At 65.6% G+C, this 24,652-nt stretch carries 23 protein-coding genes, 1 tRNA gene and 1 pseudogene; 9 read left to right on the top strand and 16 right to left on the bottom strand.

Annotation, left to right across the window (positions count from 1 at the left end; all coding sequences use genetic code 11):
* Positions 1-105, top strand: a pseudogene (locus tag HMPREF2990_RS13190) (RNA-binding protein); the annotation flags it as partial.
* Between the two features lie 46 nt (positions 106-151).
* Entirely contained in the window at positions 152-877 is a 726-nt protein-coding gene (locus HMPREF2990_RS04030) for a VOC family protein (protein WP_070762818.1), read from the top strand.
* Here the strand turns inward: HMPREF2990_RS04030 and HMPREF2990_RS04025 are convergent.
* Genes HMPREF2990_RS04025 through HMPREF2990_RS03995 form a run of 7 tightly spaced genes read right to left on the bottom strand, consistent with a single transcriptional unit; the run spans position 874 to position 10,934 of the window.
* A complete protein-coding gene (locus tag HMPREF2990_RS04025) occupies positions 874-1,602 on the bottom strand; it encodes an alpha/beta hydrolase (RefSeq protein WP_246817425.1) in 729 nt (242 codons plus the stop codon). The genes HMPREF2990_RS04030 and HMPREF2990_RS04025 overlap by 4 nt on opposite strands.
* Positions 1,566-3,461, bottom strand: a complete 1,896-nt coding sequence (locus HMPREF2990_RS04020; RefSeq protein WP_070762816.1) for a M13 family metallopeptidase — start codon at positions 3,459-3,461, stop codon at positions 1,566-1,568. Before HMPREF2990_RS04020 ends, HMPREF2990_RS04025 begins: the two co-directional genes overlap by 37 nt.
* A gap of 18 nt (positions 3,462-3,479) precedes the next feature.
* A complete protein-coding gene (locus HMPREF2990_RS04015) occupies positions 3,480-4,334 on the bottom strand; it encodes a cutinase family protein (protein WP_070762815.1) in 855 nt (284 codons plus the stop codon).
* Positions 4,335-4,342: 8 nt separating this feature from the next.
* On the bottom strand, positions 4,343-7,645 hold the full coding sequence (locus HMPREF2990_RS04010) for an arabinosyltransferase domain-containing protein (RefSeq protein ID WP_070762814.1): 3,303 nt from the start codon (positions 7,643-7,645) through the stop codon (positions 4,343-4,345).
* Positions 7,646-7,673: 28 nt separating this feature from the next.
* Positions 7,674-9,608 carry a galactan 5-O-arabinofuranosyltransferase gene (locus HMPREF2990_RS04005; RefSeq protein ID WP_070762813.1) on the bottom strand — a complete coding sequence of 645 codons (1,935 nt, stop codon included), beginning with the start codon at positions 9,606-9,608 and terminating at the stop codon, positions 7,674-7,676.
* A 31-nt stretch (positions 9,609-9,639) separates the two neighbouring features.
* On the bottom strand, positions 9,640-10,293 hold the full coding sequence (locus tag HMPREF2990_RS04000; protein ID WP_070762812.1) for a response regulator transcription factor: 654 nt from the start codon (positions 10,291-10,293) through the stop codon (positions 9,640-9,642).
* Positions 10,290-10,934: a sensor histidine kinase gene (locus tag HMPREF2990_RS03995; RefSeq protein ID WP_366105686.1), complete on the bottom strand. Its 645-nt coding sequence runs from the start codon at positions 10,932-10,934 to the stop codon at positions 10,290-10,292. Before HMPREF2990_RS03995 ends, HMPREF2990_RS04000 begins: the two co-directional genes overlap by 4 nt.
* Positions 10,935-11,074: 140 nt before the next feature.
* On the opposite strand from HMPREF2990_RS03995, the gene HMPREF2990_RS03990 reads away from it, so the two are divergent.
* Complete coding sequence (locus HMPREF2990_RS03990) at positions 11,075-11,740, top strand: ABC transporter ATP-binding protein (RefSeq protein WP_246817424.1); 666 nt, start codon at positions 11,075-11,077, stop codon at positions 11,738-11,740.
* A complete protein-coding gene (locus tag HMPREF2990_RS03985; protein ID WP_083316998.1) occupies positions 11,737-13,110 on the top strand; it encodes an FtsX-like permease family protein in 1,374 nt (457 codons plus the stop codon). Before HMPREF2990_RS03990 ends, HMPREF2990_RS03985 begins: the two co-directional genes overlap by 4 nt.
* Here HMPREF2990_RS03985 and HMPREF2990_RS03980 read toward each other — a convergent pair.
* The 3 genes from HMPREF2990_RS03980 to HMPREF2990_RS03970 all read right to left on the bottom strand — a co-directional run bounded on the left by HMPREF2990_RS03980 (position 13,107) and on the right by HMPREF2990_RS03970 (position 15,607).
* A complete protein-coding gene (locus HMPREF2990_RS03980; protein ID WP_070762808.1) occupies positions 13,107-13,871 on the bottom strand; it encodes a decaprenylphospho-beta-D-erythro-pentofuranosid-2-ulose 2-reductase in 765 nt (254 codons plus the stop codon). The genes HMPREF2990_RS03985 and HMPREF2990_RS03980 overlap by 4 nt on opposite strands.
* Before the next feature lie 12 nt (positions 13,872-13,883).
* Positions 13,884-15,263, bottom strand: a complete 1,380-nt coding sequence (locus HMPREF2990_RS03975) for a decaprenylphosphoryl-beta-D-ribose oxidase (RefSeq protein WP_070762807.1) — start codon at positions 15,261-15,263, stop codon at positions 13,884-13,886.
* A 107-nt stretch (positions 15,264-15,370) separates the two neighbouring features.
* Positions 15,371-15,607, bottom strand: a complete 237-nt coding sequence (locus HMPREF2990_RS03970; protein WP_038587685.1) for a hypothetical protein — start codon at positions 15,605-15,607, stop codon at positions 15,371-15,373.
* Between the two features lie 44 nt (positions 15,608-15,651).
* Here HMPREF2990_RS03970 and HMPREF2990_RS03965 point away from each other — a divergent pair, with 44 nt between their 5' ends.
* Together HMPREF2990_RS03965 and HMPREF2990_RS03960 are read left to right on the top strand one after the other, a co-directional pair.
* Positions 15,652-16,398 (top strand): hypothetical protein, encoded by a 747-nt coding sequence (locus HMPREF2990_RS03965; protein ID WP_141757794.1) that lies wholly within the window; start codon positions 15,652-15,654, stop codon positions 16,396-16,398.
* Positions 16,399-16,409: 11 nt separating this feature from the next.
* Positions 16,410-16,853: a GtrA family protein gene (locus tag HMPREF2990_RS03960; protein ID WP_070762805.1), complete on the top strand. Its 444-nt coding sequence runs from the start codon at positions 16,410-16,412 to the stop codon at positions 16,851-16,853.
* Here the strand turns inward: HMPREF2990_RS03960 and HMPREF2990_RS03955 are convergent.
* Entirely contained in the window at positions 16,850-17,761 is a 912-nt protein-coding gene (locus HMPREF2990_RS03955; RefSeq protein ID WP_070762804.1) for a galactofuranosyltransferase GlfT1, read from the bottom strand. The genes HMPREF2990_RS03960 and HMPREF2990_RS03955 overlap by 4 nt on opposite strands.
* A 90-nt stretch (positions 17,762-17,851) precedes the next feature.
* Here HMPREF2990_RS03955 and HMPREF2990_RS03950 point away from each other — a divergent pair, with 90 nt between their 5' ends.
* On the top strand, positions 17,852-18,805 hold the full coding sequence (locus tag HMPREF2990_RS03950) for a hypothetical protein (protein ID WP_070762803.1): 954 nt from the start codon (positions 17,852-17,854) through the stop codon (positions 18,803-18,805).
* Positions 18,806-18,870: 65 nt separating this feature from the next.
* Here HMPREF2990_RS03950 and HMPREF2990_RS03945 read toward each other — a convergent pair whose 3' ends face one another.
* Positions 18,871-19,665 (bottom strand): galactan export ABC transporter ATP-binding subunit Wzt/RfbE, encoded by a 795-nt coding sequence (locus HMPREF2990_RS03945; protein WP_038587698.1) that lies wholly within the window; start codon positions 19,663-19,665, stop codon positions 18,871-18,873.
* A gap of 14 nt (positions 19,666-19,679) precedes the next feature.
* Positions 19,680-20,528 (bottom strand): galactan export ABC transporter permease subunit Wzm/RfbD, encoded by an 849-nt coding sequence (locus tag HMPREF2990_RS03940; protein WP_070762882.1) that lies wholly within the window; start codon positions 20,526-20,528, stop codon positions 19,680-19,682.
* A gap of 170 nt (positions 20,529-20,698) precedes the next feature.
* On the opposite strand from HMPREF2990_RS03940, the gene HMPREF2990_RS03935 reads away from it, so the two are divergent.
* Positions 20,699-21,910, top strand: coding sequence for an aminotransferase class V-fold PLP-dependent enzyme (locus HMPREF2990_RS03935; protein WP_070762802.1), 1,212 nt, complete (start codon positions 20,699-20,701; stop codon positions 21,908-21,910).
* Between the two features lie 15 nt (positions 21,911-21,925).
* On the opposite strand, the gene HMPREF2990_RS03930 is transcribed toward HMPREF2990_RS03935, so the two are convergent.
* Positions 21,926-22,888, bottom strand: a complete 963-nt coding sequence (locus tag HMPREF2990_RS03930) for an NAD(P)H-quinone oxidoreductase (protein ID WP_070762801.1) — start codon at positions 22,886-22,888, stop codon at positions 21,926-21,928.
* A 54-nt stretch (positions 22,889-22,942) separates the two neighbouring features.
* Between HMPREF2990_RS03930 and HMPREF2990_RS03925 the strand changes: the two genes are divergently transcribed.
* Positions 22,943-23,030, top strand: a tRNA-Ser gene (locus HMPREF2990_RS03925).
* A gap of 6 nt (positions 23,031-23,036) precedes the next feature.
* On the opposite strand, the gene HMPREF2990_RS03920 is transcribed toward HMPREF2990_RS03925, so the two are convergent.
* Complete coding sequence (locus HMPREF2990_RS03920) at positions 23,037-24,164, bottom strand: aminotransferase class V-fold PLP-dependent enzyme (protein WP_070762800.1); 1,128 nt, start codon at positions 24,162-24,164, stop codon at positions 23,037-23,039.
* A 20-nt stretch (positions 24,165-24,184) separates the two neighbouring features.
* Complete coding sequence (locus tag HMPREF2990_RS03915; RefSeq protein ID WP_070762799.1) at positions 24,185-24,598, bottom strand: hypothetical protein; 414 nt, start codon at positions 24,596-24,598, stop codon at positions 24,185-24,187.
* Positions 24,599-24,652: the final 54 nt, after the last annotated feature.

Raw genomic sequence — 24,652 nt, 5'->3', positions numbered from 1 at the left:
GGTGCCTCCGCCACCGTCGTCACCGGTGCCGAAGACGACGACTACTTCGACGAACGCACCGCCAACGACGACTTCGACCCCGAAAAGTGGCGCAACCTGCCCTAAACTACGATGGGCGTTTAACTTCGTCAGGTTGGAGGAGACCCTATTCATGCCCGCTTTCAGTGCCGAGCCCGGAATGCCCTACTGGCAGGACCTACTCACGCCGGATCAACAGAAGTCCACGTACTTCTACTCCAAGCTCCTCGGTTGGGAGACCACTGGCGAGACCTACCGGGTGGCTAAGAAGGAAGGCCTCCCAGTCGCCGGCATTGTCCCCGGGGAGCAGGCCGCGTGGGTGACATACTTCCTGGGTAACGCCGATGTGGAAAAGTTTGGCGGAAAAGTTGTCGCCTCCTCCGAGGTGTCGCTGGGCCGGATGCACGTGTGCCAGGATCCGGCTGGCGGCGTCTTCGGCCTGATCGAGCCCGCCGGCGAGGAACAGTTCGTCGCTGCCGGCGAGCCGGGGGTGCCGGTTTGGTACGAGTACAGCGCCCCGAACATGGAAGCAATCGACTTCTACGGCGACCTTTTCGACTGGGAAATCAAGGAGTCGGAGGGCTACTACCTCGCGATGGTGGAGGGTTCGCCTTTCCTCGGGATGCGCGTGGAGGAGAACCCGGCCGGCTGGCAGAGCTTTTTGGGAGTCCCGAATATTTCCGAGGCGCGCCAGCAGGTGGAGATGCTCGGCGGCAAGGTCCTCGCCGGCCCGGGGGACTCGCCCTTCGGCCCGATGCTCGCCATGCAGGACCCGACCGGCGCCCACGCCTTCCTCGTCGAGGCCCCCGAGCCCGCCCCGGAGGAGTTCAGCGAAGCGGACTCGGTCCTCGAGCTCTAGTTCCGGAAGAAGTCGGCGAGGTCGCGCACTTTTCGACGCGCCTCCGCCGGCGTCTGAATGTAGTGCGTCGAGTGGTAGGTCTCCGCGCCCTCGATTTTCGCGCCGATGGAATCTGCAGTTCCGACCTGGGTAAAGGTGGGCACATCCAGGGGCACAACTTTTGTGGGAAAAGTGAGGGCGACTTTGTCGGCACCATCCGGAATGTATTCGCACCCAGAGGAAAACGCCCACACGGCAACTGTCTTTGCGCCATTATCGCGGGCGAAAGTTACGGCGGAACTTGCGTCCTTAGCGTCATCCACGTCCAACACCGCGCACCCGGAAAGCTGCGCGAGTGCGGCTGCCTCCGGGCGGAAGAAGTGCTCCTTGGCCACCTTTGGTCCATCCCACAGGCTGATGATCCAGGATGTGGACTCGCCGAAGATCTCACCCAACTCGCAACTTTTCTGCGAAATGTTGTCCGTGTAGGCCACCCCGGGCATCGTGTGGTCGACCGCGGAGCCGAGCATGAGCATCGCCGCGTGTGTGATCCGGTCCGGTAGCAGGGCGAGGTACTGGGGAGACTCCGGATCGTAGGTGGACTCGATGTAGCTGCGTAGCTGCTCGAGTTGGAGGTCGTCGGGAAGCTGGCGGTCCACGCCGCCCACGTTGAAGTTCGGGTCGCCCTGGATGTTCTCCGGGTACTCGTCTACCAAATCCTCACCCGCTTCTCCGGGGCGATCCACATCTTGGAATCCGGCTCCACATCAAACGCCTCGTAGAACTCGGCGACGTTGGCTGCAATGACGTTGCAGCGGAACTCGTTCGGCGAGTGCGGGTCGATGGCCAGCAGCTGCGCAGCCATCTCCGGGCGGGTCTTCGAGCGCCAGACACGCGCCCAGGCGAGGAAGAGGCGCTGGAAGCCGGTGTACTCGCCGTCGAGGTCGCCGAAGGGGGCGAGTGGGCCGTCGTCAAGCGAACGCTCCTTGAGGTAACGCTCATAGGCCACGACGGCGATGCCGAGGCCGCCGAGGTCGCCGATGTTTTCGCCGAGGGTGAACTCGCCGTTGACACCGCGGGAGTCCTCGCCGAGCACGGACGGGACCAGGCCGTCGAACTGGTCGACGAGCTGCTTGGTCAGTGCCTCGAAGTTCGCGCGGTCCTCATCGGTCCACCAAGAGTTGAGGTTGCCCGCGCCGTCGTAGCGCGAGCCCTGGTCGTCGAAGCCGTGGCCGATCTCGTGGCCGATGACCGCGCCGATCGCGCCGAAGTTCTCGGCCGCGTCAGCTTCCGGGTCGAAGAACGGCGGCTGCAGGATCGCGGCGGGGAACGTGATGTCGTTGATCACCGGGTTGTAGAAGGCGTTGACCGTCTGCGGGGTGGTCACCCACTCGGAGCGGTCGGCGGGCTTGCCGATCTTGGACAGCTGGTAGTCGTGCTCGAAGGCGCTGCCGCGGCGAACATTGTCGACCAATTGTTCCGGGTCAAATTCCAAGCCCTCGAAGCTGCGCCAGCGGTCCGGGTAGCCGATCTTGGCCTGGAACTGGCCGAGCTTCTCCAGCGCGCGCTCGCGCGTGCCCTCGGTCATCCAGTCCAGCGCGCTGATGCGCTCGCGGTAGGCGGCGAGCAGGTAGTCCACCAGCTCGAGCATGTGCTGCTTGCTCGAGGGCGGGAAGTGCTTCTCGACGTACACCTGCCCAATCTCCTCGCCCACCAAAGACTCCGCGAGGCCCACGGCGCGCTTCCACCGGTCGCGCTGCTCGGTCGCCCCGGAGAGCTTCGTGCCGTAGAACTCGAAATTCGCCTGCCCAATCTCCTCGGTGAGCACGCCGGCGCGGGCGCGCAGGATGTTCCACGCGGCCCACAGCTGCCAATCTGCCAGGGTTTCGGGGCGCAGCATGGCGTCCAAGTCTTCGATGTAGGAGGGCATCATGGCGATGACTTTGCCGTCGATAAGCCCGGAGGCGCGCAGCAGCGCCTGGACGTTTGAGGGGAGCGCATCCAGCGTGGTCGGGTTGTAGGTGGCCATCGCGTCGCGGGAGCGGACCACGTCCCAGTGGCTGCCGGCGAGGCTGGACTCTAAGTTGACGATGCGCTCGGCGGCCGTCTTTGGATCCAGCCCCAGCAGGTACATCGGCGGCAGGAAACCAAGCATGCGCGCGACGTGTTCCTTGTACGCGGCGAGTGTTTCCGCGTGCTCCTCGGCGCGGTAGTAGGCCTCGTCCGGCAGGCCCAGACCCGATTGCACCAGGTAGGCGACGGCGTCCTCGGATTGCGAGTCCTTCTCCACCCAGTAGGTGAGCGGCGCACCGATGCCGACCCGTTCCAGATCCCCGAGCGCGCGGGCGAAGTCCTCCACACTTTTCACCGAAAGTTTGGTCAGGTCCGCATCCAGCGGAGATACACCGGCACCGTTGACGGTGTCGGTGTCCATGAAGGAGGCGTACAGGGTGGCGCCGAGACTGTCGCCTTGCTGCAGCAGGGCGCGGACGTCCTCCTCCGACTTGTCGCGCAGGGCGTAGAACGCCCCGTCGATACCGCGGTCGGCGGGAATCTCGTGCTCGCGCACCCAGTCGCCGTTGACTAGCTCAAATAAGTCATGCATGCCCCCACTCTAACGGGTTTAGGCGTGCGAGATAATCCAATCCGAGGCCTCGCGCTGGTCCCACAGCGTGTAGTGACCGTGCGCCCCCATCCCGCGGAACACGCCCAGGGAACCGAGCCCAAGAGAGCGGAACAGTTCGTTGAATTGCTGTGCTGGCAGCTGGCCGGCGCGCAGGTTCGTCTTCAGCGCGGGCGCAACCAGCGGGCGGTAGCTTTCCTGGGTGGAGCAGACGATGTCGGCGGAGTTGCAGATCTCAAGTACCCGCGGGCCGAGCTCGCCGTAGCCGCCCTTGAGCTCGCCGAGTGCGCCACGGGATGCAGGCGAGGTCACGCGGGAGAGCTCTGCCCCGTTGCCGCCCTGGTAGGGGTTGGCAAAGAGCGCTGCGGAGTCCACGTGATCCGGGTCAATCGGCCCGTGGCCGTGGGCAATATCGCGCAGCAGGCGCGCAGCGATGTCCGCGCCGAGCGAGTAGCCCGTGAAGCTGAAGGTGGCACCGGGGCAGGCATTCGACAGGCGGCGCACGGTGCGCACCGTCTCGTTGTAGCCGTCGGCAGACGAGGCATAGTAGTTGTTCGCTGCGAACGGGGTGGCGTGGTAGGACACCCACAGCGGCTGGACCTCCCCGCCCGTTCCCAGCTGGGTGAGGATGCCGGTGAGGAAGACGTTGCCGCCGTGCGGCATCGCGTTCGGGATACCGGGGGCGGTGTTCGCCCCGCCCGGCACAGCGATGAGGTACTTCTTGGTGCACCCCTGCTGCTCAACCAGCTGGTCCGCATTTTCGGAAGGTTGAATCGGGGCGGCGGTCGCTGCAGGTGCCGAGGTGAAGGCGAAAAGCGCAGCGGCGACCGCCGCTACCAGACGGGAACGGCGCATGGGTGTTTTTACTCTTCCGGATCGCGGATCTTCATCGGGCCCGGAGTCCACCAGCCCGATCGGACTACCTCATCGTAATCTATCTGCGCGTTTTCTGGGATATCGCCAACAGAGTTCGTACGGCGCTCGTACTTCGCGATCGAGCCCCAGTCACGCTGCCAGTCGGTCTTGAGGTAGCCCGGGATCTCGTAAGAGTAGTTCACGGCCTCCGCGGTCGACAGCGCGCCGCCGCCCAGGAAGTCCATGAAGTCCGAGAGCTGCTGCTTGCCGGGGGCGTCCGGCATGATGCGGTACTCGGGGATCTCGGTCACGCCCGCGTAGTGGCTAAACGTGCGCTGGCAGGGGTACTGGAAGGCGACGGACCAGTCGAGCAGGCCGGGGGTCTCGGCGTCGAAGCGCTCGCCCAGCGGTGCCAGCTGCGGGTTGCGCAGCGGAGTGACCGCCAGCCAGTCCTTCTCTGCCAGCGAGGTGTCCTCGGCGGCCAGGCGGACCACGTTGGCGTCTTCCGGCAGGTCTGCGAGCGGGTAGCGCAGGTTGCGCCACAGCGGGGTCGGGCCCTGGTCGAGCATCTCTGCCTCGCCAAGCTTTTCCACACCGCTGTCGGTCCGCTTGCCGTACTCCAGCTTCAGCTCGGTGCCCTCCTGCTCCACGCCGTTGATGTCGTGGTGGGCGATGCGCCCGGCGACCGAGGCGACGAGCAGCGGCGCGTTGTCGTTGGCTTCCGGCAGCTCGTACCAGGTGGTGGTGAGCTTGGCTCCGGCGGAAGGCTCGTCCTCAAAGGTGCCGAGCACCGGCACGCGCGTGTAGTCGAGGTTGAACGGCAGCCGCACGGTCGAGCCGTTCACACCGCGCATGGACTCGGGGCGGTTGCCCTGCGTGTTCGTGGTCGTCGTCGACTGCTTCTCTTCGCTCAAGTCGGCCTGCGTCGGCGCGTCGTCAGTGTCAGTGGAGCCATCGCTTGTCGACGCCTCCGTGTCCGCCAAATCCGAAGCGTTCGCATTCTCGCTCACGATGAAGGCAGGCACGCCGTCCGGGGTGAACCCGCGGGACTCGCTGCCTGCGTCGAGGGAGCGGCCGAGCGGGACGCCGTCGATAGGCGTGAGGAAGGAATCGTTCGTGTCCTCCTCCAGCAGGACCTCGTTGGCCAGGGCGCAGTGGTCGCCGGCAAAGCTCCGCACGTTGCCCATGCCCACCGAATACGCCGGTGCCTGGGAAGCAAACGCCTTGACGAAGGTGAGGCAGGAAAACGCGACCATGGCGATCGCCATCACCGCGATCGGCGCCGACATGACGCCGACCCACTTGCCGCCCACCTTGTACTCGGTCTGGTCCTTGCGGAAGGACTGGAACACACCCACCAGCGCGATGAGCAGGGAGATGGCGAGCATGATCGTGTTCGCCTCCACGCCCTTGAGCTGGACGGTCTTGTCCCACCACGGCACACCGAAGGAGGAGACGTACCACCAGGCGTTCCACCCGGCCAGGGTCATGGCCATGAGGAAGCACACCGCCGCAATGGCGAGGGTGCGGTTGCGCTTGGACTGTAGCGCGATGTGCGAGAGCACTACCGCACCCAGAGCCGCGACCGCGCCGCCCAGACCGGCGTAGATGCCGAAGTGGTGCGTCCACTTCGTGGGCGTGAACATGAGGAAGAAGGTGGCCAGGCCCACGATGTAGAGCATGCGGCCGGTGACGTCCTTGGTCACGCCCGGCACCTTGCCGAAGCGGGTGACCGCCCACCCGATGAGGATGAGGCAGAAGAGGAAGACGAACATGGGGAAGCGGCGCGTCATCGAGCCGTCGACAGACTGCTGGAACAGGGTGCCGTAGCGCACCCACTCCGAGTACCACTCGAGCGCCGGGCCGACCTCGGAGCGCACCGCGGTCGCCTCCAGCACGGTCGCCAGCGTCTGGTCCTTGAACACCGGCACGAACACGGCCAGCCCCGCGCCCAGGAAGACGGCGACGTACGCCAGGCCGGGCGCGATGTGGCGACGCGCGTTCATGATGCGGAAGACCTGCGGCAGACACACGAGGAACACGCCGACCGCGGCGAGGCCGGTCGGGCCGCACGCGAGCGTGATCGCCGCGGTGACCGTGCCCCACGCGGCGGGCGCGAGGCGATCAGTGGCGATGGTGCGCTCAAACAGTGCCCACGTGGCGATGATGCCGAGCGCGATGATCGGCTCCGGGCGCGTGCCGTTGTTGTAGGGCAGCCAGAAGGCCAGGAAGACGAAGGCGGCCGTCCAGTGCGCCATGCGGCGATCCGCCACCGCGGTGCCCAGACGCGGCAGGATCTCGCGCGAGAGGATCCACCAGGTCAGCAGGGCGGCGACAAGCGTTGGCAGGCGCATCCACATCGACGCGGTGGTCACGTACGAGAGCAGTGAGAGGATGTCGTAGAACGGAGAGCCGAAGGGGGCCTCCGGCACGCCGTACCAGCGGTAGTAGTTCGCCATGTAGTCCGACTCGGTGGCCACGCGCGCCATGGTGAGCAGGAAGCCGTCGTCGGAGGTGTTCGCGCCGAAGACGTGCCAGAAGCCGAGGATGGCGATAACGACGCCGTCGAGCGCGGTGAAGGTGCGCCAGCGGGAACCAAAGGCGGGCAGGTTGCGCCCGTCGTAGCGGTCCAGGCGGCGCAGCGACCACAGGCCGATCAGCGCGGCGATGAGCCCGCCGCACATCGCAAGCAGCTTGACCAGGGTGGGCGATGACGTGAATCGGGAGTTGATGTCGACGGAGGCGTTGAGGCCGGCGTCGATAAGCATGCCCGAGGCCTCGGGCTTGAGCTCGGTGTATAGGCCGGTGAACTGCGGGCGGTAGTCATCCTCGGACTCCTCCACGAAGGTGGTGCCCGGGATGGCGACGGTCATGCCCTCGTCGGTCTGGCGGACCTCAAGCACGGCCTCGCGCGGCAGGGCGCGGACCTCCTCGGCGCTGAGCTCGAAGACCACGTCATCCAGCGCGGAGACCACCAGGCCGCCGTCGGGGGAGGTGACAAAGAGGCCGCGGTAGGTCGCGTCCTCGGAGGATTCCGGCAGCGTCGACAGGATGGTCGACTGGCCGTCGCGCAGCTCATCGACGGCGCTGATCGGGATCGTCAGCGACACGTCCTGCGGGGCCAGCGAGATCAGCGGCGCGTTTACCGACGCCACCGTGTCATTCTGCGGCCAGGACACCTTGGACTGGACCTGGTTGACCGGCAGGAAAGGGGTGAGGACGAGCAGCGCGAAGGCGAGGATGCCCGACACAATCGCCGTGTTAATCAGCGACTGTGGAGCCTTGGATTGCACATCAGTAACAGTTGCCACGTGAAGTCACCTTACTGTGACTGGCCCGTTATGTACGCACCACTACCGCAAACGGGCCGATCTGTTCCACGTCCCACTCGTCGTTATCGAAGGCTTCCGCGTTGAAGAACAGGCCCTCGTAGCGCACGTTCGGCTCGTTGGGGAAAATGTCGTGCGCCACGTGCGTCTTGAACCCGTCGTCGGGCTCCTCGACGTCGCCGCGGAAGATGAAGGCGACGGGCGGGGCCCACTTGGACTCGTCGATGGCTTCCGTGAGCGCCTCCGGGTCGTCCCAGGACAGCTGCGACCAGGCGATGAGTTCTTCGTTGCGTAGCTCGAACTCGCCAAGCGGGTTGGCGTAGTGGCTGGTAAAGGCGTTGAAGCCGAAGTAGGGGTTATACGCCATGTAGTTGATCTCGTCGGTGTAGATCACCGCCTCGTTCGGCTCGTAGCCGTGGGATGTGAGCAGCTCGGTGATCTCGCCGTAGTACTGGGCGGCGTCGGGCGGGAAGCGGTCGGCGCGCTCGCCGTAGCCGTCCGTGTCGGCGTAGGCCTGGTCGATGTGGGACTCGTTTTCCGACGGGATCTGCTGCACGTAATGCAGGCAAGCGGACGTCACCACAATCGCGATGATCGCGATGATCGTCTGGTTCGCCGCCAGGTTGAAGCGGGAAGGGAAGAAGTAATCGATGCCCACCAGGATGATGTCGGACACCGCGAGGATGCCGGCGGTGATAAACAGCAAGATGATCAGCACCTCGACACGGAAGCCCAGCAGCGAGGTGCCGAGCAGCGTCGCCGCCATCGAGGCGAGGCACCACACGTAGCAGACGATCGCGCCCACGCCTAGCGACGCCACCTCACGCTCTCCGGCGCGCACCACGATAAAGATCAGGCCAAGCAGCGACAGCAGGCCGATGATGGAAAACGAGAAGAAGGGCAGCGGGTAGATGGTGCCCTCCTCCGGCAGGAAGTGGTTCGCTGTGGACTGGACCTCGTAGTTGCCGGAAAGCACCGCGAAAATATAGCGCCACCAGGTCAGCGCGGCAATGGCCAAAGAAGACACGCCGATGATCAGCAGGCGGACGATGGGGAGCGCATCGCTGGTGACCAGGAGAGCAACCAGGAACGCCATCGTCACCACAAACAGCGCCGCGATCGCGGTAAACAGCGTGTAGAAGCTGGCGGAGATGCCCAGGTAGAGCGCCATGAAGATGATCGCGTTGCGCGAGCCGAGCATCGCGCGGTACGTGATCACGGTGGCCGCAGGGAAGAACATGGCGACGATCGCCGCGTAGGGCTCATCCGGCGTCTCGGTCAGCACGACCGCGGTGGTGAAGGTGGCGATCGCGCAGGCGATCGGCAGCGAGCCCACAATCTTCTGCCACACCGGCACCAGCATCGCCGCGCCCGCCGCCAGCGTAATCAGCGCCCAGGGTTGGAAGACCTCCCAGCCCGGTACGCCGAGCACATCCGCCACGCGCCCGCCCAGCCAGAACCAGCCAATGGGGTAGAAGGACGGCAGGTCCACGTAGTTCATGTCCGCGTTGGCGGCAGTTTCCGTCATCCGCGACAGGAACTGGGTGCGGAAGCCCTGGTCCACCTGGATACCGTCGAGCCACAGGCGGGTCGCTGACAGCGGGATCCCCAGCGCGGTGACCACCCGGGCCGGGGCCGTGAGGTGCATGATGATGCCGTTGACCCATTTTCGGGTGCCCCGCAGCCAGAGGACCACGCAGATCAGGCTCACGATGAGCACGATCAGCGAGCCGGCAGAGGACAGCGCCCGGATCGCCATGGAGGTGTTGTAAGCGGGCAGGGAGACCGAGTGCAGCACGAACCAGACGAGCGTGGTGATAAGCGCACCGAGCCCGCCAGCAAGCAGCGTGCGAATGAGGGTCTGCTGCGCGGAAAGCGGATCCGGGGCGTAGCCGGTTGTGCGCAGACCCTCCTGGGTCTCCTCAACGGTTGCTGTCGTGGTCATGCCCTCTAGTTTCGCATAACTCAGTGCGTAACTAGTCCACACCTCGCTCGGAAAGGAACATCAGGATCGCGCGGACTCTCCGGTTGTCCTCGTCCGGGGTGAGCCCCAGCTTGGAGAAAATGCTAGAGACGTGCTTGGCCACCGCCGCCGACGAGAGGAAAAGTTTGGCCGAAATGTCGGCGTTGGATAAGCCTTCCGCCATCAGTTCGAGAACCTCGAGCTCCCGCGGGGAAAGTTCCCGCAGCCACGGGGCGCTCGTGTGCATGAGTGAGCTGGCCACCTCCGGGTCGATTACCACCCCGCCGCCGGCGACGTTCTCGCAGGTGGCGATGAAGTCGGCGACCTCGGCGACCCGGTCCTTGAGCAGGTAGCCGGTGCCCCCGCCAAAGTTTTGGCCGAAAAGTTCGCGAGCATAGGGCGCTGCCACGTATTGCGACAGGACCAGCACGTTTAAGCCCGGGTGGCGGGTGCGGAGCTCTAAAGCGGCCGTAAGTCCGTCGTCGCGCATGTGCGGGGGCATGCGGACATCGGTGATGAGGAGGTCGGGCAGCGGTGCGGCGTCGATAAGCGAGATGAGCTCATCGGCGCTTGAAGCCTCACCGACGATGTCGTGGCCGCGCCGGGTGAGCAGGCCGGCGACGCCTTCGCGCAGCAGGGCGGAATCGTCTGCAACCACGATCTTCATGCGCCCACCCCGCTTTCGCCGCGGAAGAGCAGCAGCGGGATGCGCGCGGCAACCGTGGTCGGGCCGCCGGCCGGCGAGTTCAGCTCGAGGGTGCCGCCGAACGCGGCGACGCGCTCGCGCATCCCGTCGAGGCCGCGGCCGGGGGTAAACTCCGCGCCCCCGTCGCCCTGGTCCGTGACCACGACGTTGAGCGTGTCGTCGCAGGTAATCAGGACGTGTACGGGGCAGCCTTCCGCATACTTCGCCGCGTTGGTGAGCGCCTCGGTGGTGAAGAAGTAGGCGGCGGCGAGCACGGACGCGTCGATCGCAGGCAGCAGGTGCGGTGCGCGGACCCGCACGTGCGGGCCGTATTGGGCGGCAGCCGTTTCCACCGCGGCGACGAGTCCCCGGTCGGTCAGCTCGGAAGGGTGGATGCCGTGGACGGTGCGGCGCAGGGTTTCGAGGCCACGCTTGAGGTCGGTGGCGGCGGCGTCGAGAAGCGCGAGTGTGTCGCCCTGAGCATCAAGCTTTGCCTCGCCCACCTTCATTGCGGCGGCGACGAAGTGCTGCTGCGCGCCGTCGTGCAGGTCGCGCTCGATGCGCAGCCGCTCCACCTCGTAGGCCTCGGCGATCTTGCGACGCGACGCCGTGAGCTGGTGCACGCGTTTCGCTGCACTCTCCTCGTGGTTGGCTCGTTTTCTCCACCTCATAGATGCATAGACTAGCGAGGTAGTGCTAGCACTACCCGTTTTCGGGCGCGAGCACCATGGTGAAACTTTTCGGCCAAAAGTTGAATGGAAGCATGCTTGAACTGCAAGACATCACGAAATCATTCACCCAACAACGCGTGCTCGAAGGCGTGAGCCTGAGCGTGCCCGCCGGCGAATCGCTCGCCGTGATGGGGCCGTCGGGTTCCGGCAAGTCGACGCTTCTGCACTGCATGTCCGGCGTGCTCACCCCAGATTCTGGGCAGGTACTTTTCGAGGGGCAAAACATCGCAGCGCTTGACGACGCCGCGCGTTCCTCACTCCGCCTCAACCACTTCGGCTTCATCTTTCAGGACGGACAGCTTTTGCCCGAGCTCACAGCCACCGAAAACGTCGCGCTGCCCCAGATCATGCGCGGCACCCCGAGGAAGGACGCGCACGAGCAGGCGAACGAGATGCTCACGAGGCTCGGTTTGGGGAACTTTGTGGGGCGCTTCCCAGGCCAACTTTCGGGCGGGCAGGTGCAGAGGGTCGCGATTGCACGAGCCTTGGCAGGACCGCCGAAAGTAGTCTTCGCCGACGAGCCGACCGCGGCGCTTGACCAGGCGACAGGGCACGAGGTGATGCAGGAGATCGTCGCGGTGGCGCAAAAGTTCGGCGTCACCCTGGTCTTGGTCACGCACGACCCGAAGATCGCGGCCTGGTGCAACCGGCGCATCGAGATCCGCGACGGCCTGATCCACTCGGAGGTGGCAGCATGAGCGCGACCACACTGATGACGGCAACGAGGGTGCGCTCCAAAGAGGCCTCTTCTCAAAGAGGGTCCGGCGAGCGCTGGGTGCGAAAGCTCTCCGTGGCCGCGCTAGCGGTGGCGACGTGGATGCTGTGCACACTCGCCGGCGGCACCTGGATGTTCGTGGAGCGCGACAGGCACTACCCGAACCTCGGCGGCGACATCGACATCCCGCTGCTCTACATCGGGCTCGCACTCTTCGCGTGCGCGCTGCTCATCCCCACCCTGCTCACCCTGCTCACACAGGCGGCGCGGGCGGACCTGAGCGGGCGCGAGCAACAGCTCGCGGTGCTAAGGCTCATCGGCGCGACCGCAGGCGAGGTGCGCGGCATGATGATCCTGCAGGCGCTACGCAGGGCCTTCGTCGGGTTGAGCATCGGCACGGCGGCGTACGTAGCGAGCGTGCCCGCCTGGTCAGCCCTTTCCTTTCAAGGGACGAAGATCGGCACCTGGGAAATGTTCACCTGGTGGGTCGTGCCGATCGCGTGGGCGGCCGTCGCGCTGCTCGCTGCGGGCTCCGTGTGGCGCGCGCTGCAGCAGGTGGCGGTCACACCGCTCGGCGTGACCAAGCGAGTGCCGCACCCCGGGCAGAAAGCAATCACGACTGTGTGCGCCGTCGCCGCAGCAATCGGTCTGTACATCTGGCTTGCTAGGCACCCGATCGCGCCGGAGGCCGATATCGCGGACGTCCTGGTTGCGCTCGTCGCCTTCACCGGGTTCTTGGTGGTGAATACGCTGATCGCCGTCGGGGTGATCCAGGTTGTGGCGCGCTTCAGCTACCGAATCCCGGGCGCGTACAACTACGTAGCGACGCGCCGGGTGAGCCGCGGCGCGAAGAACACGTGGCGCAGGTGCAGCGCGCTGTTCTTCGTCGCGTTCACCGCCGGGGTGGCCGGGGCATTCCAGAGCATCGCGGAAAGTGAGGTGGCTCCCGAGGAGGCGCTCATCGTGCAAGATCTGCCCAAGGGCATCGCCATCACGGTGCTCTTCGGCGCGATCCTGCTGGTGCTGTTCACCCTGCTGACGCAGACGCTTGCGGTGGTGGAGCAGAAGCAGCTGACCAAGTCGCTCCACTTCATCGGTGCGGCACCAACTTTTCACACAAAAGTTGCGGTGCGCGAAATTGGGGTGCCGATGGTGGTCGCAGCGCTGCTGGGATTTGGACAAGGCGCGCTCGTCGGCCTGGCCATGGTCGGGGCAACGCCCGACGGGATCGCAACCGTACTGTTCTTCGGCGCACTCATCGCACTCGCCCTGGTCGGCTGTCTGGCCGCTGTTGTTGCTTCCGGCCGGCTCCGCGAGAAAGTACTCGTGGAAACCGGCCGGTCAAACGACTAGAAGCTCAGCTTCCGCATGATCGGCGCCGGGATCGCCTTGAGTACCAGCGAGATCGGGCCGAAGAGCTTGTGGACGAACACGTTGGACTTGCCGCCCAGCGCGGCGTCCACCGCAGCCTGCGCGACCTCTTCCTTGTCCACGGTCAGCGGTGCCTCGTCGAGGCCCTCGGTCATCTTGGTGCGCACCTGGCCCGGGCGGACCACGGTGACGTTGACGCCATAATCCCGGAGCGCCTCGCCGAGCTGGAGATAGAAGCCGTCCATGCCGGCCTTGGAGGCACCGTAGACGAAGTTGGAGCGGCGGACCTTCTGGCCGGCCACCGAGCTCATCGCGATAATGGTGCCGTGACCTTGGGCTTTAAACTTTTGGCCCAAAAGTACGCCAACCGAGATCGGGGCCGTGTAGTTGGTCTGGGCGGAGGCGACGGCGGCGGCCTGGTCCTGCCAGAGCTGCTCCTGGTCGCCAAGCGTGCCGAAGGCTACGATCGCGACGTCGACGTCGCCGTCCTCGAAGGCGGCGTCGATCACGCCGGGGTGGGAGTCGAAGTCGGTGGCGTCAAAGTCGATAAGACGCACCTTGGAGGCACCGGCGGCGGAGACTTCCTGCACCGCGGCGTCGATACGCGGCGAGCCCTGGCGCGCGGCGAGGGTGACGGTGGGGTTGCCGCCGCGGGAGGCGAGTTCGGAGACGATGGCGAGGCCGATCTCCGAGGTGCCGCCGAGCAGCAAGATGTTCTGGGCTTGGCCAACTGCATTCAGCATTGGGGTTCCTTTCTAGTGCAGCTCGAGGCGGCGGGACATGTCGGAGGCGAAAACGCCGGTCGGGTCGATCTCGTTGCGGGTCTTCAGCCAGCCGGGAAGCTCCGGGTACATCTTGTGGAACTTCTCGGCGCTGGTGCGGGACTCCTTGGCCAGGTAGAGGCGGCCGCCGAACTCCATGACCTGGTCGTCCAGGCGGTCCAGGAAGGTGTTGAGCCCGTCGCGGATCGGGAAGTCCACGCACACGTTCCAGCCCTTCATCGGGTAGGACAGCGGCGCGCGGTTGCCCTCGCCGAACAGCTTGAACACATTCAGCGCCGTGTAGTGGCCCGAGGATTGGATCTGGTAGATGATGTCCTTGAACGGCTCGACCGCGTTCGTGGGCACCACGAACTGGTACTGCAGGAAGCCGGCGGAACCGTAGCCGCGGTTCCACTCGCCGATCAGGTCGAGCGGCTGGTAGAACTGCGTGAGGTTCAGGATGTCGTTCTTCGATGGGGAGCCCATCATGTAGTACGCCTCGCCGATCGCGGACAGCGTCAGCTTGTTCATGGTCCAGGACGGGAAGATGTCCGGCACCGTCATCAGCTGCGGGGCCTTGAACTTCAGCGGGTCCTTCGCCAGCTTCGGCGCGTACTCCTTGAGCTGGTCCAGGGTGGCCAGCGAGCCGCGGGAGATCGTGGAGCGGCCAGTCTTCGGCGGCGCGGAGATCGCGTCGAACCACGCCGAGGAGTAGGTGTAGCCCTCCTCCTGCCCGTGGGAGTGCTCCTCAATCGTCTCGTCGAGCGTGCTGGTGCGCACGGTATCGGAGATGAAGTAGGCGGTCTCCGTGAACGTCATCTGGATGCGGGCGCGCAGGATGATGCCGGTCAAGCCCATGCCGCCGACGGTGGCCCAGAAGAGCTCGGAGGTTTCGCCTTCTGGCTCGAGGTGGAGCACGCGCCCGTCGGCAACCAAAAGCTCCATGGAGAGCACGTGGTCGCCGAAGGAGCCGGCGGAGTGGTGGTTCTTGCCGTGGATGTCCGGGCCGATCGCGCCGCCGATGGTGACTTGGCGGGTGCCGGGCAGGACGGGGACCCACAGGCCGTAGGGCAGCGCGGCCTTCATCAGCTGGTCGAGGGTCACGCCCGCGTCGACGTCGACGATGCCGGTGTCCGGGTCGATGGAGTGGATCTGGTTGAGCGGCTGCATGTCGACGACGAGTCCGCCGCCGTTCTGCGCCGGGTCGCCGTAGGAGCGGCCCATGCCGCGGGCGATGACGCCGCGACCGCTCTCGGCCGCGACCTGCACGGCCTTCGCGATGGTGTCTACGTCTGGGGTGGACACGACGTGCGCCGTCGATGGGGCGGTGCGGCCCCAGCCGTAGAGGGATTTCAGTTCGGTGTGAAGTTCCATAGCTCCGCTTCTGATCAAACTAAAGGTGGAAAAGCTTCTTCGTGTTCGAGCCTACCCACAACGCTTGGAACTTCCGGTATTGAAAGGTGTGATCTTAGACAGATTTTTTAGAGGTCCATGATCTGCCTGATCTCCTCCGGCAGCTCCTCCTGCGAGGTGATGACGGGTTTACCTGCCTCTTTGTGCTCGCGCAGCAGCTCGTAGATGCGCCCGCGGCCCACCGAATCCACGAACGGCAGCTCCTCGACGAACAGCCGCACCATGAAATCCGACAGGGGCGCGTCGACGCGCTGGGCTGCCTCGTGGATTGCGTCCGGGTCGTCGCCTTTGTAGTGCTTCCTCATGCGACTCACCATAGCGCGCGCGAAAAACCTCTATTGTGGGCGCCATGGGCAGCACGCTGTACACGGAGCACCTGGCGCCGGTGATTCAACTTTCACCCGGCGCCACGCTCATGGTGCGTATTGCGCTTACCTCTGACGAGGAGGTCTACCGCTGGGTCGGCCTCGACTCGTCCACCACGATCGAGCAGTGCCGCGAGCTCGTCGCCGCCCTCTTCGGCATCACGGAGACGGTCGGCTCGCCAAGCCAGGGCCTGCTTGTCGACGTGCTTACGTCCCCCGGCGACACCGCCACCTTCACCTGGGGTCTGTGGCAGTTCACCATGCTGCTTGCCGACGTCTACCCCGGCGGTAGCGACGGCCCCGTCTGCGTCGCGGGCGACGGGTCCTTCGCCGGCAACGAGGTGGACCTGGACTTTATAGGAAGCACGGTGAGACCCGAGGTGCGCGACGTCATCAGGCGCGCCGAGTCCTTCGACTTCGTGCCGCTTCTGCAGGTGCTCGCGGATGGGGAGCGAACGCTGCCGGCGGGGGAGCGGGCGCGGTTGGCGGGGCTCGTTCCGGCGTCGAGAGGCAAAACGAGCGATGCTTTTTGGGTCCATGTGCTGGCGATGGCGTGTTTTGAGGATTGCCCGACGACGCGACGCCTCGTGCTCAGCCTCATGCGGGCCCTGGGCTGGGAGGACACCGATGCCGACGAGGTGTTCACGCTGAGCCGGGCGGGCGAGGCGTTCGTGGGAGATTTGTCGGCGGTGGATCGGCTGGAAATTCTGCGCGAGCTGCTCCACGGGTAGACTAAGCGGCCGTGTCTTCCTCTTCCGCAGTATTCAAGCAGCTCGTGCCGTTTTTAATCATCGGTATCGGCTGCGCGGTCATTGACTTTGGCATCACGTATTCGCTCACTGAGCTCGTCGGCACTCAGCGTGACATGGCCAAAGCCGTTGGCTGGGTCTTCGGCACGCTGATCGCCTACCTGCTCAACTCCAGGTTCGCCTTCCAGGCCGAGGTCAACGCCAAGAAGGCGGGCGCGGTCTTCTTCCTCTACGCGGTGACGTTTGTGGTGCAGATCCTGCTCTACCGCTGGACGGAGGGCCCGCTGATCGCCATGGGCATTGACACGAACCCGTGGAAGGACGGCATCTCCTTCGTCATCGCGCAGGGGGTGGCCACCGTGACCAACTTCGTGCTGCAGCGTCGCGTGATCTTTAGGAAAGAGACGAAGATCATCGCCGAGCAGGACCCGCGCTAGGAGCGGCGGAAGTCCTCGCGCGCCCCGCGGCGCAGCAGTTTGAGCCACTGGAAGAATTCCCGCGGGTTCTTGCGCTCGATGAGGAAGAACCAGCCGAAGCGGACTACCTCCTGCAGCTGCATCTTCTTCATCCCGCGCTGGTTAATGATGTAGCCGCGGTTGCGGTAGGTGAAGTAGCGCTTCGTGGGGTTATCCGGCCACTGCGCGTGCGCGCGCCCGCCCATGATCGGGTGGAACTCGCCGGAGCCGTCCGGGTGCAGGTAGCTGGTGGTCAGCGCCGTGCCGTACTTCAGCCCCGACTGTGCGAGGCGGCGGTGGTACTCCACCTCGTCGCCGCGGATAAACAGGCGGTAGTCCGGCACGCCGATGCGCTCCATGGCTTTCGCGCTGATCAGTGCGCCGTTAAACAGCGAGGCGTACTGGGGGAGGAAGTCGCCCTCCAGCTCGTCGACGCGCCGGTGCCACACCGTGCCTTGGCGCAGCGGGAAGGCGAGCTTCTCGGGGGCGTCGATATTCGCCACGATCGGGCTGACCTCGTGCAGTTCGTGTGCTTCGGCGACTCGGTAGAGCTCGGCGAGGACGTGCTCGTCGGCTGGGCGGCCGTCGTCATCCGCGCACCAGATCGCGTCCGCGCCGAGCGCGAGCGCGTGGAGGAAGCCGTAGGCGAAACCGCCCGCGCCGCCCAAGTTCGTGTGGCTGGGCAGGTAGACCCCGTTGTCCAGGGCAGTGACCATCTCCCTGACATGGTCTTCTGCGCCGTTATCCACCACGATTACCCAGTCAACCGGGTGCGTCTGCCCCGCCACCTGGTTGAGGGAGTGCCGCAACAACTCGGCCCGCTGATGCGTCACGATTACCGCCGCGGTCGTGCCATTCGGATCCAACAGTGCATTGTGCGCGTGCTTCATGCTGTGTATTGTGCCCTGTCTTTCCCGCAGCGAGGGAACCGGCGCGGGGTGCGCAACGTCTAACAAGGTATGAGGCGTTTGCACGATGGCATGGAGGTCGAGGTCAAAAGCGGTCTTCTGGGCGACATCAACCTGCCCTTGGCACAGATCACCGACCGCTTTGGCGTTCTCCTACGCGACGTTCTGCCGCCAGAGGAAGTTCGAGCCAACGCCGCCCGCCACCCCGAAAGGGTTGCCTACCCGGTCAGGGCGGTGCACCGCGCGCTGGCCTTCGCCATCGACCGCCCCGGCACCGTGGTGGTGGGGTTTGGGGCGCTCGCGTTGTACGGTTTGCCGTTCTTTGTCGAGGGGCAGGACACCGTGCTCATGGACAAAAACTGCCGCGAGCATCAGGCGGCGGGGGCGCACCGGCCGTCGATAGTTCGGCAAACTGGCGCGGTGGGCGAAGTCTGGGACCTGAGGCACAGCGGCTGGAAACTTCGCGCGAGTGAGCCGCATGCTGCGCTGGTGCAGTCGCTCAGGCTGTTGTGGCGGGAGGAGGTGGCGTGGCACGTGCAGGCTATCGAAGGACTCGACCGGCGCACGGTACGGGCTATCCAGCTTGTTGACGCCTCCCGGCGCCACCTGGGCCTCGACCCCGCAAGAGTCCTCCGTGCCGCAAGGAGCCAACTCAATCAACGCTGGATCTGCGATGTCCTGGCGCATTCGAGTCCCTACGCGGACTCGCCGAAGGAAACGGAACTCCGGTTGCTGCTCGGCGACGTCATCCAAAAATATGGCCTTACCCTGCAGGAACAGGTGGTTGTTCGGCGTGGGAAGGAGATCGTCACCACGTTGGACCTCGCCATCAAAGAACCCCGGATCGGCGTGATGTACGACGGCGCCCACCACGGTGAAGACCGCCAATGGAAGAAAGACGCCTACATCAACTCCATGCTCGTTGCCGAACAGTGGGCGCCCCTGAGGTTCACGAGCGTCTCATTGGCAACTGCGGCAGCGGTGGTTGAAGAAGTCGTCGTCAAGCGGCTCGGAATAACTTTGTAACGATTCCACCCGCTCCTGGGGAAACGCCACAAAATGGAATGATGTCGTCATAGATTGCCGGCAGCTTATCGACGGTCCCCGTGGAAACGCTCCACCAGCTCCGCGACGTACTCGCCGGTTTCCGGCCCCTCGTAGGCGCCCACTACGTCCGAGACCAGGCCCGCCTGCCGGATCTCGCCCTTGTCCACCCACAGGGCGGTGTTGCATAGCTGGGCGAGGAAGTCGTTGGAGTGCGAGGCGAACACCAGGATGCCGGAGCGCTCCACCATCTCTGCCAGCCGGACGCGTGCTTTGGCCATGAAGGCGGCGTCGACGGCGCCGATGCCCTCGTCGAGAAGCAAAATCTCGGGCTCGATGGAGGTGACCACGCCGAGCGCGAGGCGCACGCGCATGCCGGTGGAGTAGGTGCGCAGCGGCATGCTGAGGTAGTCGCCGAGCTCGGAAAACTCGGCGATCTCGTCCATCTTTGCCTTCATTTGTTTGCGGGTCTGGCCGAGGAAGAGGCCGCGGATGATGATGTTCTCGTAGCCGGAGATCTCCGGGTCCATGCCGACGCCCAGGTCGAAGACGGGCGCGACGCGGCCGCGGACGTCGGCAACCCCGCGGGTCGGCTCGTAGATGCCGGAGAGCAGGCGCAAAAGCGTGGACTTGCCGGCGCCATTGTGGCCGACGAGGCCGACGCGGTCGCCCTCGCGCAGGTGCAGGTTGATGTCCTTGAGCGCCTCGACGACCACGGTGTTGGAGGCGTTCTTGCCAATCTTGCCGCCGGCCGAGGACATGACGGCTTTCTTCAGCGAGCGGGACTTGGCGTCGAAGATGGGGAAGTCGACGCAGGCGTTGTAGGTGTCGATAGAAACCATTTGTGGACTCCTTCTTAGACCCAGTACGGCACGCGGAAGCGCATCTGGCGCATCGCCAGCAGGGTGATGCCCAGGCCGATGACGGTGCAGATGCCGACGATGCCCCAGTGGTAGGCGGCCACCGGCTGGTCGATCATGGGGGCGCGCACGATCTCCAAGTAGTGGTAGAGCGGGTTGATCTCTGCGAGCAGGGCGCGCTGGGCCACCTCACCGCCCTGCTCCTTGAGCGTCTGGGTGGTCCACACGATCGGAGTGACGTAGAAGAGCAGCTGCACGAGCGCCTCGAGCAGGGGTGCGACGTCGCGGAAGCGGGTGGCGATGATGCCGAAGAGCATGGTCACCCACACGCCGTTGAGCACGAGCAGCAGCATCGCGGGCACCGCGAGCAGCGTCTGCCAGGTCAGCGGGATGCGGAAGATGATGACCAGCAGCACCCAGATGACAATGTTGTGGGCGAAGAACAGCAGCTGGCGCCACACCAGGCGGTAAACATGCACGGAGAGGGCGGAGGGTAGCTGCTTGATCAGCCCCTCGTTCTCAATGAATACGTTCGCGCCGTCCTTGATACACCCGGAGATGAAGCCCCAGACGATGAAGCCGACGGTGACGTGCGGGAGGAACTCGCGGACCTCGATCTGGAAGAGCATGGAATACAGCAGGCCGAGCGCGAGCGCCATCACGCCGGTGGCGATGGTGATCCACAGCGGCCCGAGCGTGGAGCGGCGGTAGCGCTGCTTGATGTCCTGCCAGCCCAGCTGCAGCCAGAGCTCGTATTGGCCCCAGCCGCGAACGAGGTCGTGGAAGGCCATGCCCACCGTCTTCGACTTTGACGGTGGGGTGTCGTGGTCTGCGTCGCTGGTCATGCGCGTGACGTCCGCGCGGAGTTGTTGAAAGTCCTGCACCTTTCTCACCCTAGCGTCAACTGTCCGCTTTGCAGCTTTTCGCCCCGGAGCAGGCAGTGTGCGCGCCGGGGGACAACCGGGCATAATTGGGTGCGTTCTCATGCCGTCGATGCAAAGTAGAGGGGTGTGGCATGGCGTTCGATGTTGCGAGTGTGCGCGGGCTGTACACCTCGCTGGGTGACGGTTGGACCTACCTCAACGCCCATGATGCGCCGCAGATCCCGGAGCGGGTGTCCGCGGCGGTGGCCCGCTCGTTCCGCCTGTCTGCCTCGGTCGCGCCGCCGGAGCCGGGCTCGGGTTCGCATTCTCGGGTCTCGCTGGGGCGTCCGGAGGGCGAGTCCTACGTGCAGCAGGCGCGGTCTGCGGTCGCGGACTTGGTGGGGGCGACGCCGGGGCGCGTCGTCCTCGGCCCGAGCTTGCCTGCGCTGTATATGTCGCTGGCGGTGGCGCTCAAGCCCCTCTTCCGGCACGATTCGGCGCTCGTGCTCAACCGGGTGGACCGCCCGCAGTTGACGGAGGAACTGCGCCGTATTGGCGCGCCCACGAGGTTCGCGCAGGCCGACCTCGCCACGGGCGATTTGCCCGCCTGGCAGTTCGCCGAGCTTGTCGACGGCGCGACGCGCCTGGTCTCCGTACCCGCGGCGCACCCCGAGCTCGGCACCATCATCGGCGTGGGTGAGATCGTGGAGCGGGTGCGGGAGCGCTCGCGGGCCTGGGTGCTTGTCGACGTCACGTCCTACGCCCCCTACAAACCGATCACCTTCGACGCCTGGGGTGCGGACATCCTCGCCGTTGACCTCTCGGAGCTCGGCGGGCCGCAGCTGGGCGCGCTCGTCTTCCGTGACGAGGCGATGTTTGGGCGCCTTGACGCGGCGGCCCTCGACATGGAGGTCTCCGCGGGGCTTGCGGGCGGGGTGCCCGCGGTGGTGGAGCACTACGCCTCGCTGGTCGAAGGCGCTCAGGGAAGACCCACCCGCCGCAACCGCCTGACACATTCGATGGGGCAGACCGCCACCTACTTTGACCGGCTGCGCGAGGACCTGGATACGTTCTTGGGTACCCTGCCTGCCGTGCACATTGTCGGCGTGTCCGGCGAGGCGGCGGAAGGCTCGGCGATTGAGCGGATTCCCCGGTTGATGTTCGGGGTGCAGGGCGTGCCGTCGGCAATGGTGCACCAGCGGCTCTTGGCCCACGGGATCGTCTCGACCCTGGCTCGGCCGAGCCAGCTGCTCACCGACATGGGCGTCGACGAAATGGGCGGCGCGGTGACGATCGGGCTCGGCCCCTTCAACACCGAGACCGACATCGAGCAGCTCATCCGCACCGTCGCGTCGCTGGCCTAACTTTTCGGCGAAAAGTTACTCACCCACCGTGAGCACGACTTTTCCGGTGTGGGCGCCGGAATCGAGGTAGTCGTGGGCCTCAGATGCCTGGGCGAGCGGGAAGGTCTTGGTCACGTTTGGCGCGATCTTTCCGGACTCGATGAGCGGCCAGACGTGCTCGACGGTGTCGGCGACGATGCGCGCCTTCATCGGGCGCGGGCGGGCGCGCAGGGTGGTGGCGTGGACGGACTGGCGGCGCGGCATCATCCGCCCCAGCGACAGGGTCCCCTTGGGTCCGCCCTGCAGCGCGATGACGACGAGGCGGCCGTCGACAGCCAGCGACTTGATGTTCTGCTCCAGGTACGCGCCGCCGACCACGTCCAGGATGATGTCGGCCCAGCCTTTCAGCTCCTCCGCGAAGTCCTGGGTGCGGTAGTTGATCCCGATGTCGGCACCCAGCTCGCGGCAGTAGTCGAGCTTCTCCTCGCTGCCCGCGGTCACGGCGACCTCCGCGCCGAGCGCCTTGCACAGCTGGATGGCGAAGGAGCCAATGCCGCCGGCCCCGCCGTGGATGAGCACCTTGTCGCCCGCCTGAAGCCCAGCGACCATGCCCAGGTTGGACCACACGGTGCAGGCCACCTCGACCACGGCGGCGGTTTCTTCCAGGCTCAGGTTCTTGGGTTTCGGCGTGAGCTGGCCTTCCGGCACGGCCACGTACTCGGCGTAGCCGCCGCCGGCGAGCAGGCAGCCGACCTCTTCGCCTTGTTTGCGGTCCGTGGTGCCCGGGTCCACGATCACGCCGGCGCACTCCAGGCCGATGGTCTCCGGCTCGCCCTTCGGCGGTGGGTACTTGCCCTGCGCCTGGACGAGGTCGGCGCGGTTGACGCCGGCGGCGGTGACGCGGACGAGCACGGTGCCGTCGTCAAGCGAAGGCTCCGGCACGTCAGTCAGTGCGAGCGAGCGGGGATTATCTGGGTCTGTCAGTGCAATTGCTTTCATGCCCACCCAGGATAACGGAGTCTTTGGGCCCATACGGTAGACTTTGCACCCGTTGGAGACGTGGCAGAGCGGCCGAATGCACCGGTCTTGAAAACCGGCGAGGGTCACACCTCCAGGGGTTCAAATCCCCTCGTCTCCGCCAACTACTTTAAAGCGCGTCCAGCACGTCGATGAAGCGCTGGGCTGCGGCCTGCGGGTCGGCCCACTTATCCAGGCCGAACAGGCCGATGCGGAAGGTGGAAAAGTCCTCCGCCTCCCCAATCTTCAGTGGTACGCCCGAGGCGATCTGCAGGCCATGGGGTGTGAAGGCCGCGCCCGACTGCTGCTCGGGGGTGTTCGCGTACAGCACGACCACGCCGTTCGATTCGAAGCCGTCGGCTGCCACGGAGCGGTAGCCGCGCTCGTAGGCAGCCTCGCGGACCAGTCGGCCGAGTGTCTCCTGGTTCCTTGCCAGCGTGTCCAGGCCGACCTCAGTCGACTCCTTCATGACCTCCAGGTTGTGCAGGATCGTGTCGGTGGGCAGGGTGGAGTGGTAGCCGGCCTGGCCTGCGCGGTAGCCGTCGAAAATCGCGAGCCACTTCTTTAAGTCCAGGGTGAACGAGTCCGAGTCGCTGGAAAGCACCGCCTCGCGGCCGCGCTCCGAGAGCATGACGTAACCGGTGCCAGGGGAGCCGGACCACGATTTTTGCGGCGCGGAGACCAGCACGTCGATGTCCTGCGCCGCCATGTCGGGGAAGGCCGCGCCCGCCGCGATGCAGTCGAGCACGAACAGCGCGCCGTGCGCCTTCGCAATGCTTCCCAGGCCCGAGATGTAGTCGTCCGGCAGGCTCAGGCCCGCGGCGGTTTCCGTGTGCGCGGTGACAATCACGTCGGGGGCATGCTTATCGACGGCACGCTGCACCTCCTCCAACGCCGGAGGCGCAAAAGCAGGCTGCGCATCCTGGCTGGTCGGCTGCGCATTGAGCACGTGGACGGAATCAGTAAGTTTGCCCGCCTCGATGATCTGGCTCCAGCGGAAGGTAAACAGGCCGGAGCGTAGGATGAGCACCTTCTTGCCGCGGAAGAGCTGGCGCGCCACCGCCTCCATCGCGCCGGTGCCGCCCGCGGGGACAAGCGCGGCCGAATCGGCACCGTAGGTAGAAGTCAGTAGCGTGAGCATCTCCTGGGCGGCGGAGATGAACTTCTGCGACATGTGGTTCAGCGAGCGATCAGTAAAGACGACCGAGTACTCAAGCAGGCCGTCGGCGTCGATGTCAGGGCGGGGAAGATGTGTCATGCCCCACAGTGTAGCTGGGCTTAGAAGAGTTCCGGGGTGGTATGGAACTGGGGCGAGAGTTCTGTGTCACGCAGTGCGTCCTGCGCGCGCCTGACCGTTGCGCGCTCGACGCCAACGATGCACGCAACGTCGGAAAGTTTCAGTGGCGCGGTAGGGGTGACCGAAGCGTTGCCCGGGTGGCGCGGGTCCACCCCGTCCAGATCCGCGCCGGGGAACTGCCCGAGCGGGACGCCGAGGAGCAGCGTGCCTGCGTGCAGGCGCTCGGGTGCGGCGTGTTTGGGGGAGAGGTACAAGGGGGCGTCGAGAAGCAGGCGGGGCGAGAAGGACTCGATGTCGACGAGCGCCCACACGATCCAATCGGCGCGGTCAGCTGCGGCGGGTCCCAGGTCGCTGCGAGTAGCGACACCGGCTTTGAGGTCAGTGTTGAGCTTCATGCGGCCCACTATACGGGCCTTATTTGGAAGTCGCGGGCGCACTGGGTAGGATGA

Source organism: Corynebacterium sp. HMSC071B10, from assembly GCF_001814825.1.
GTDB lineage: Bacteria > Actinomycetota > Actinomycetes > Mycobacteriales > Mycobacteriaceae > Corynebacterium.
The sequence above is the reverse complement of the archived record's forward strand: the minus strand, read 5'-3'. Positions and strand labels throughout refer to the sequence as shown.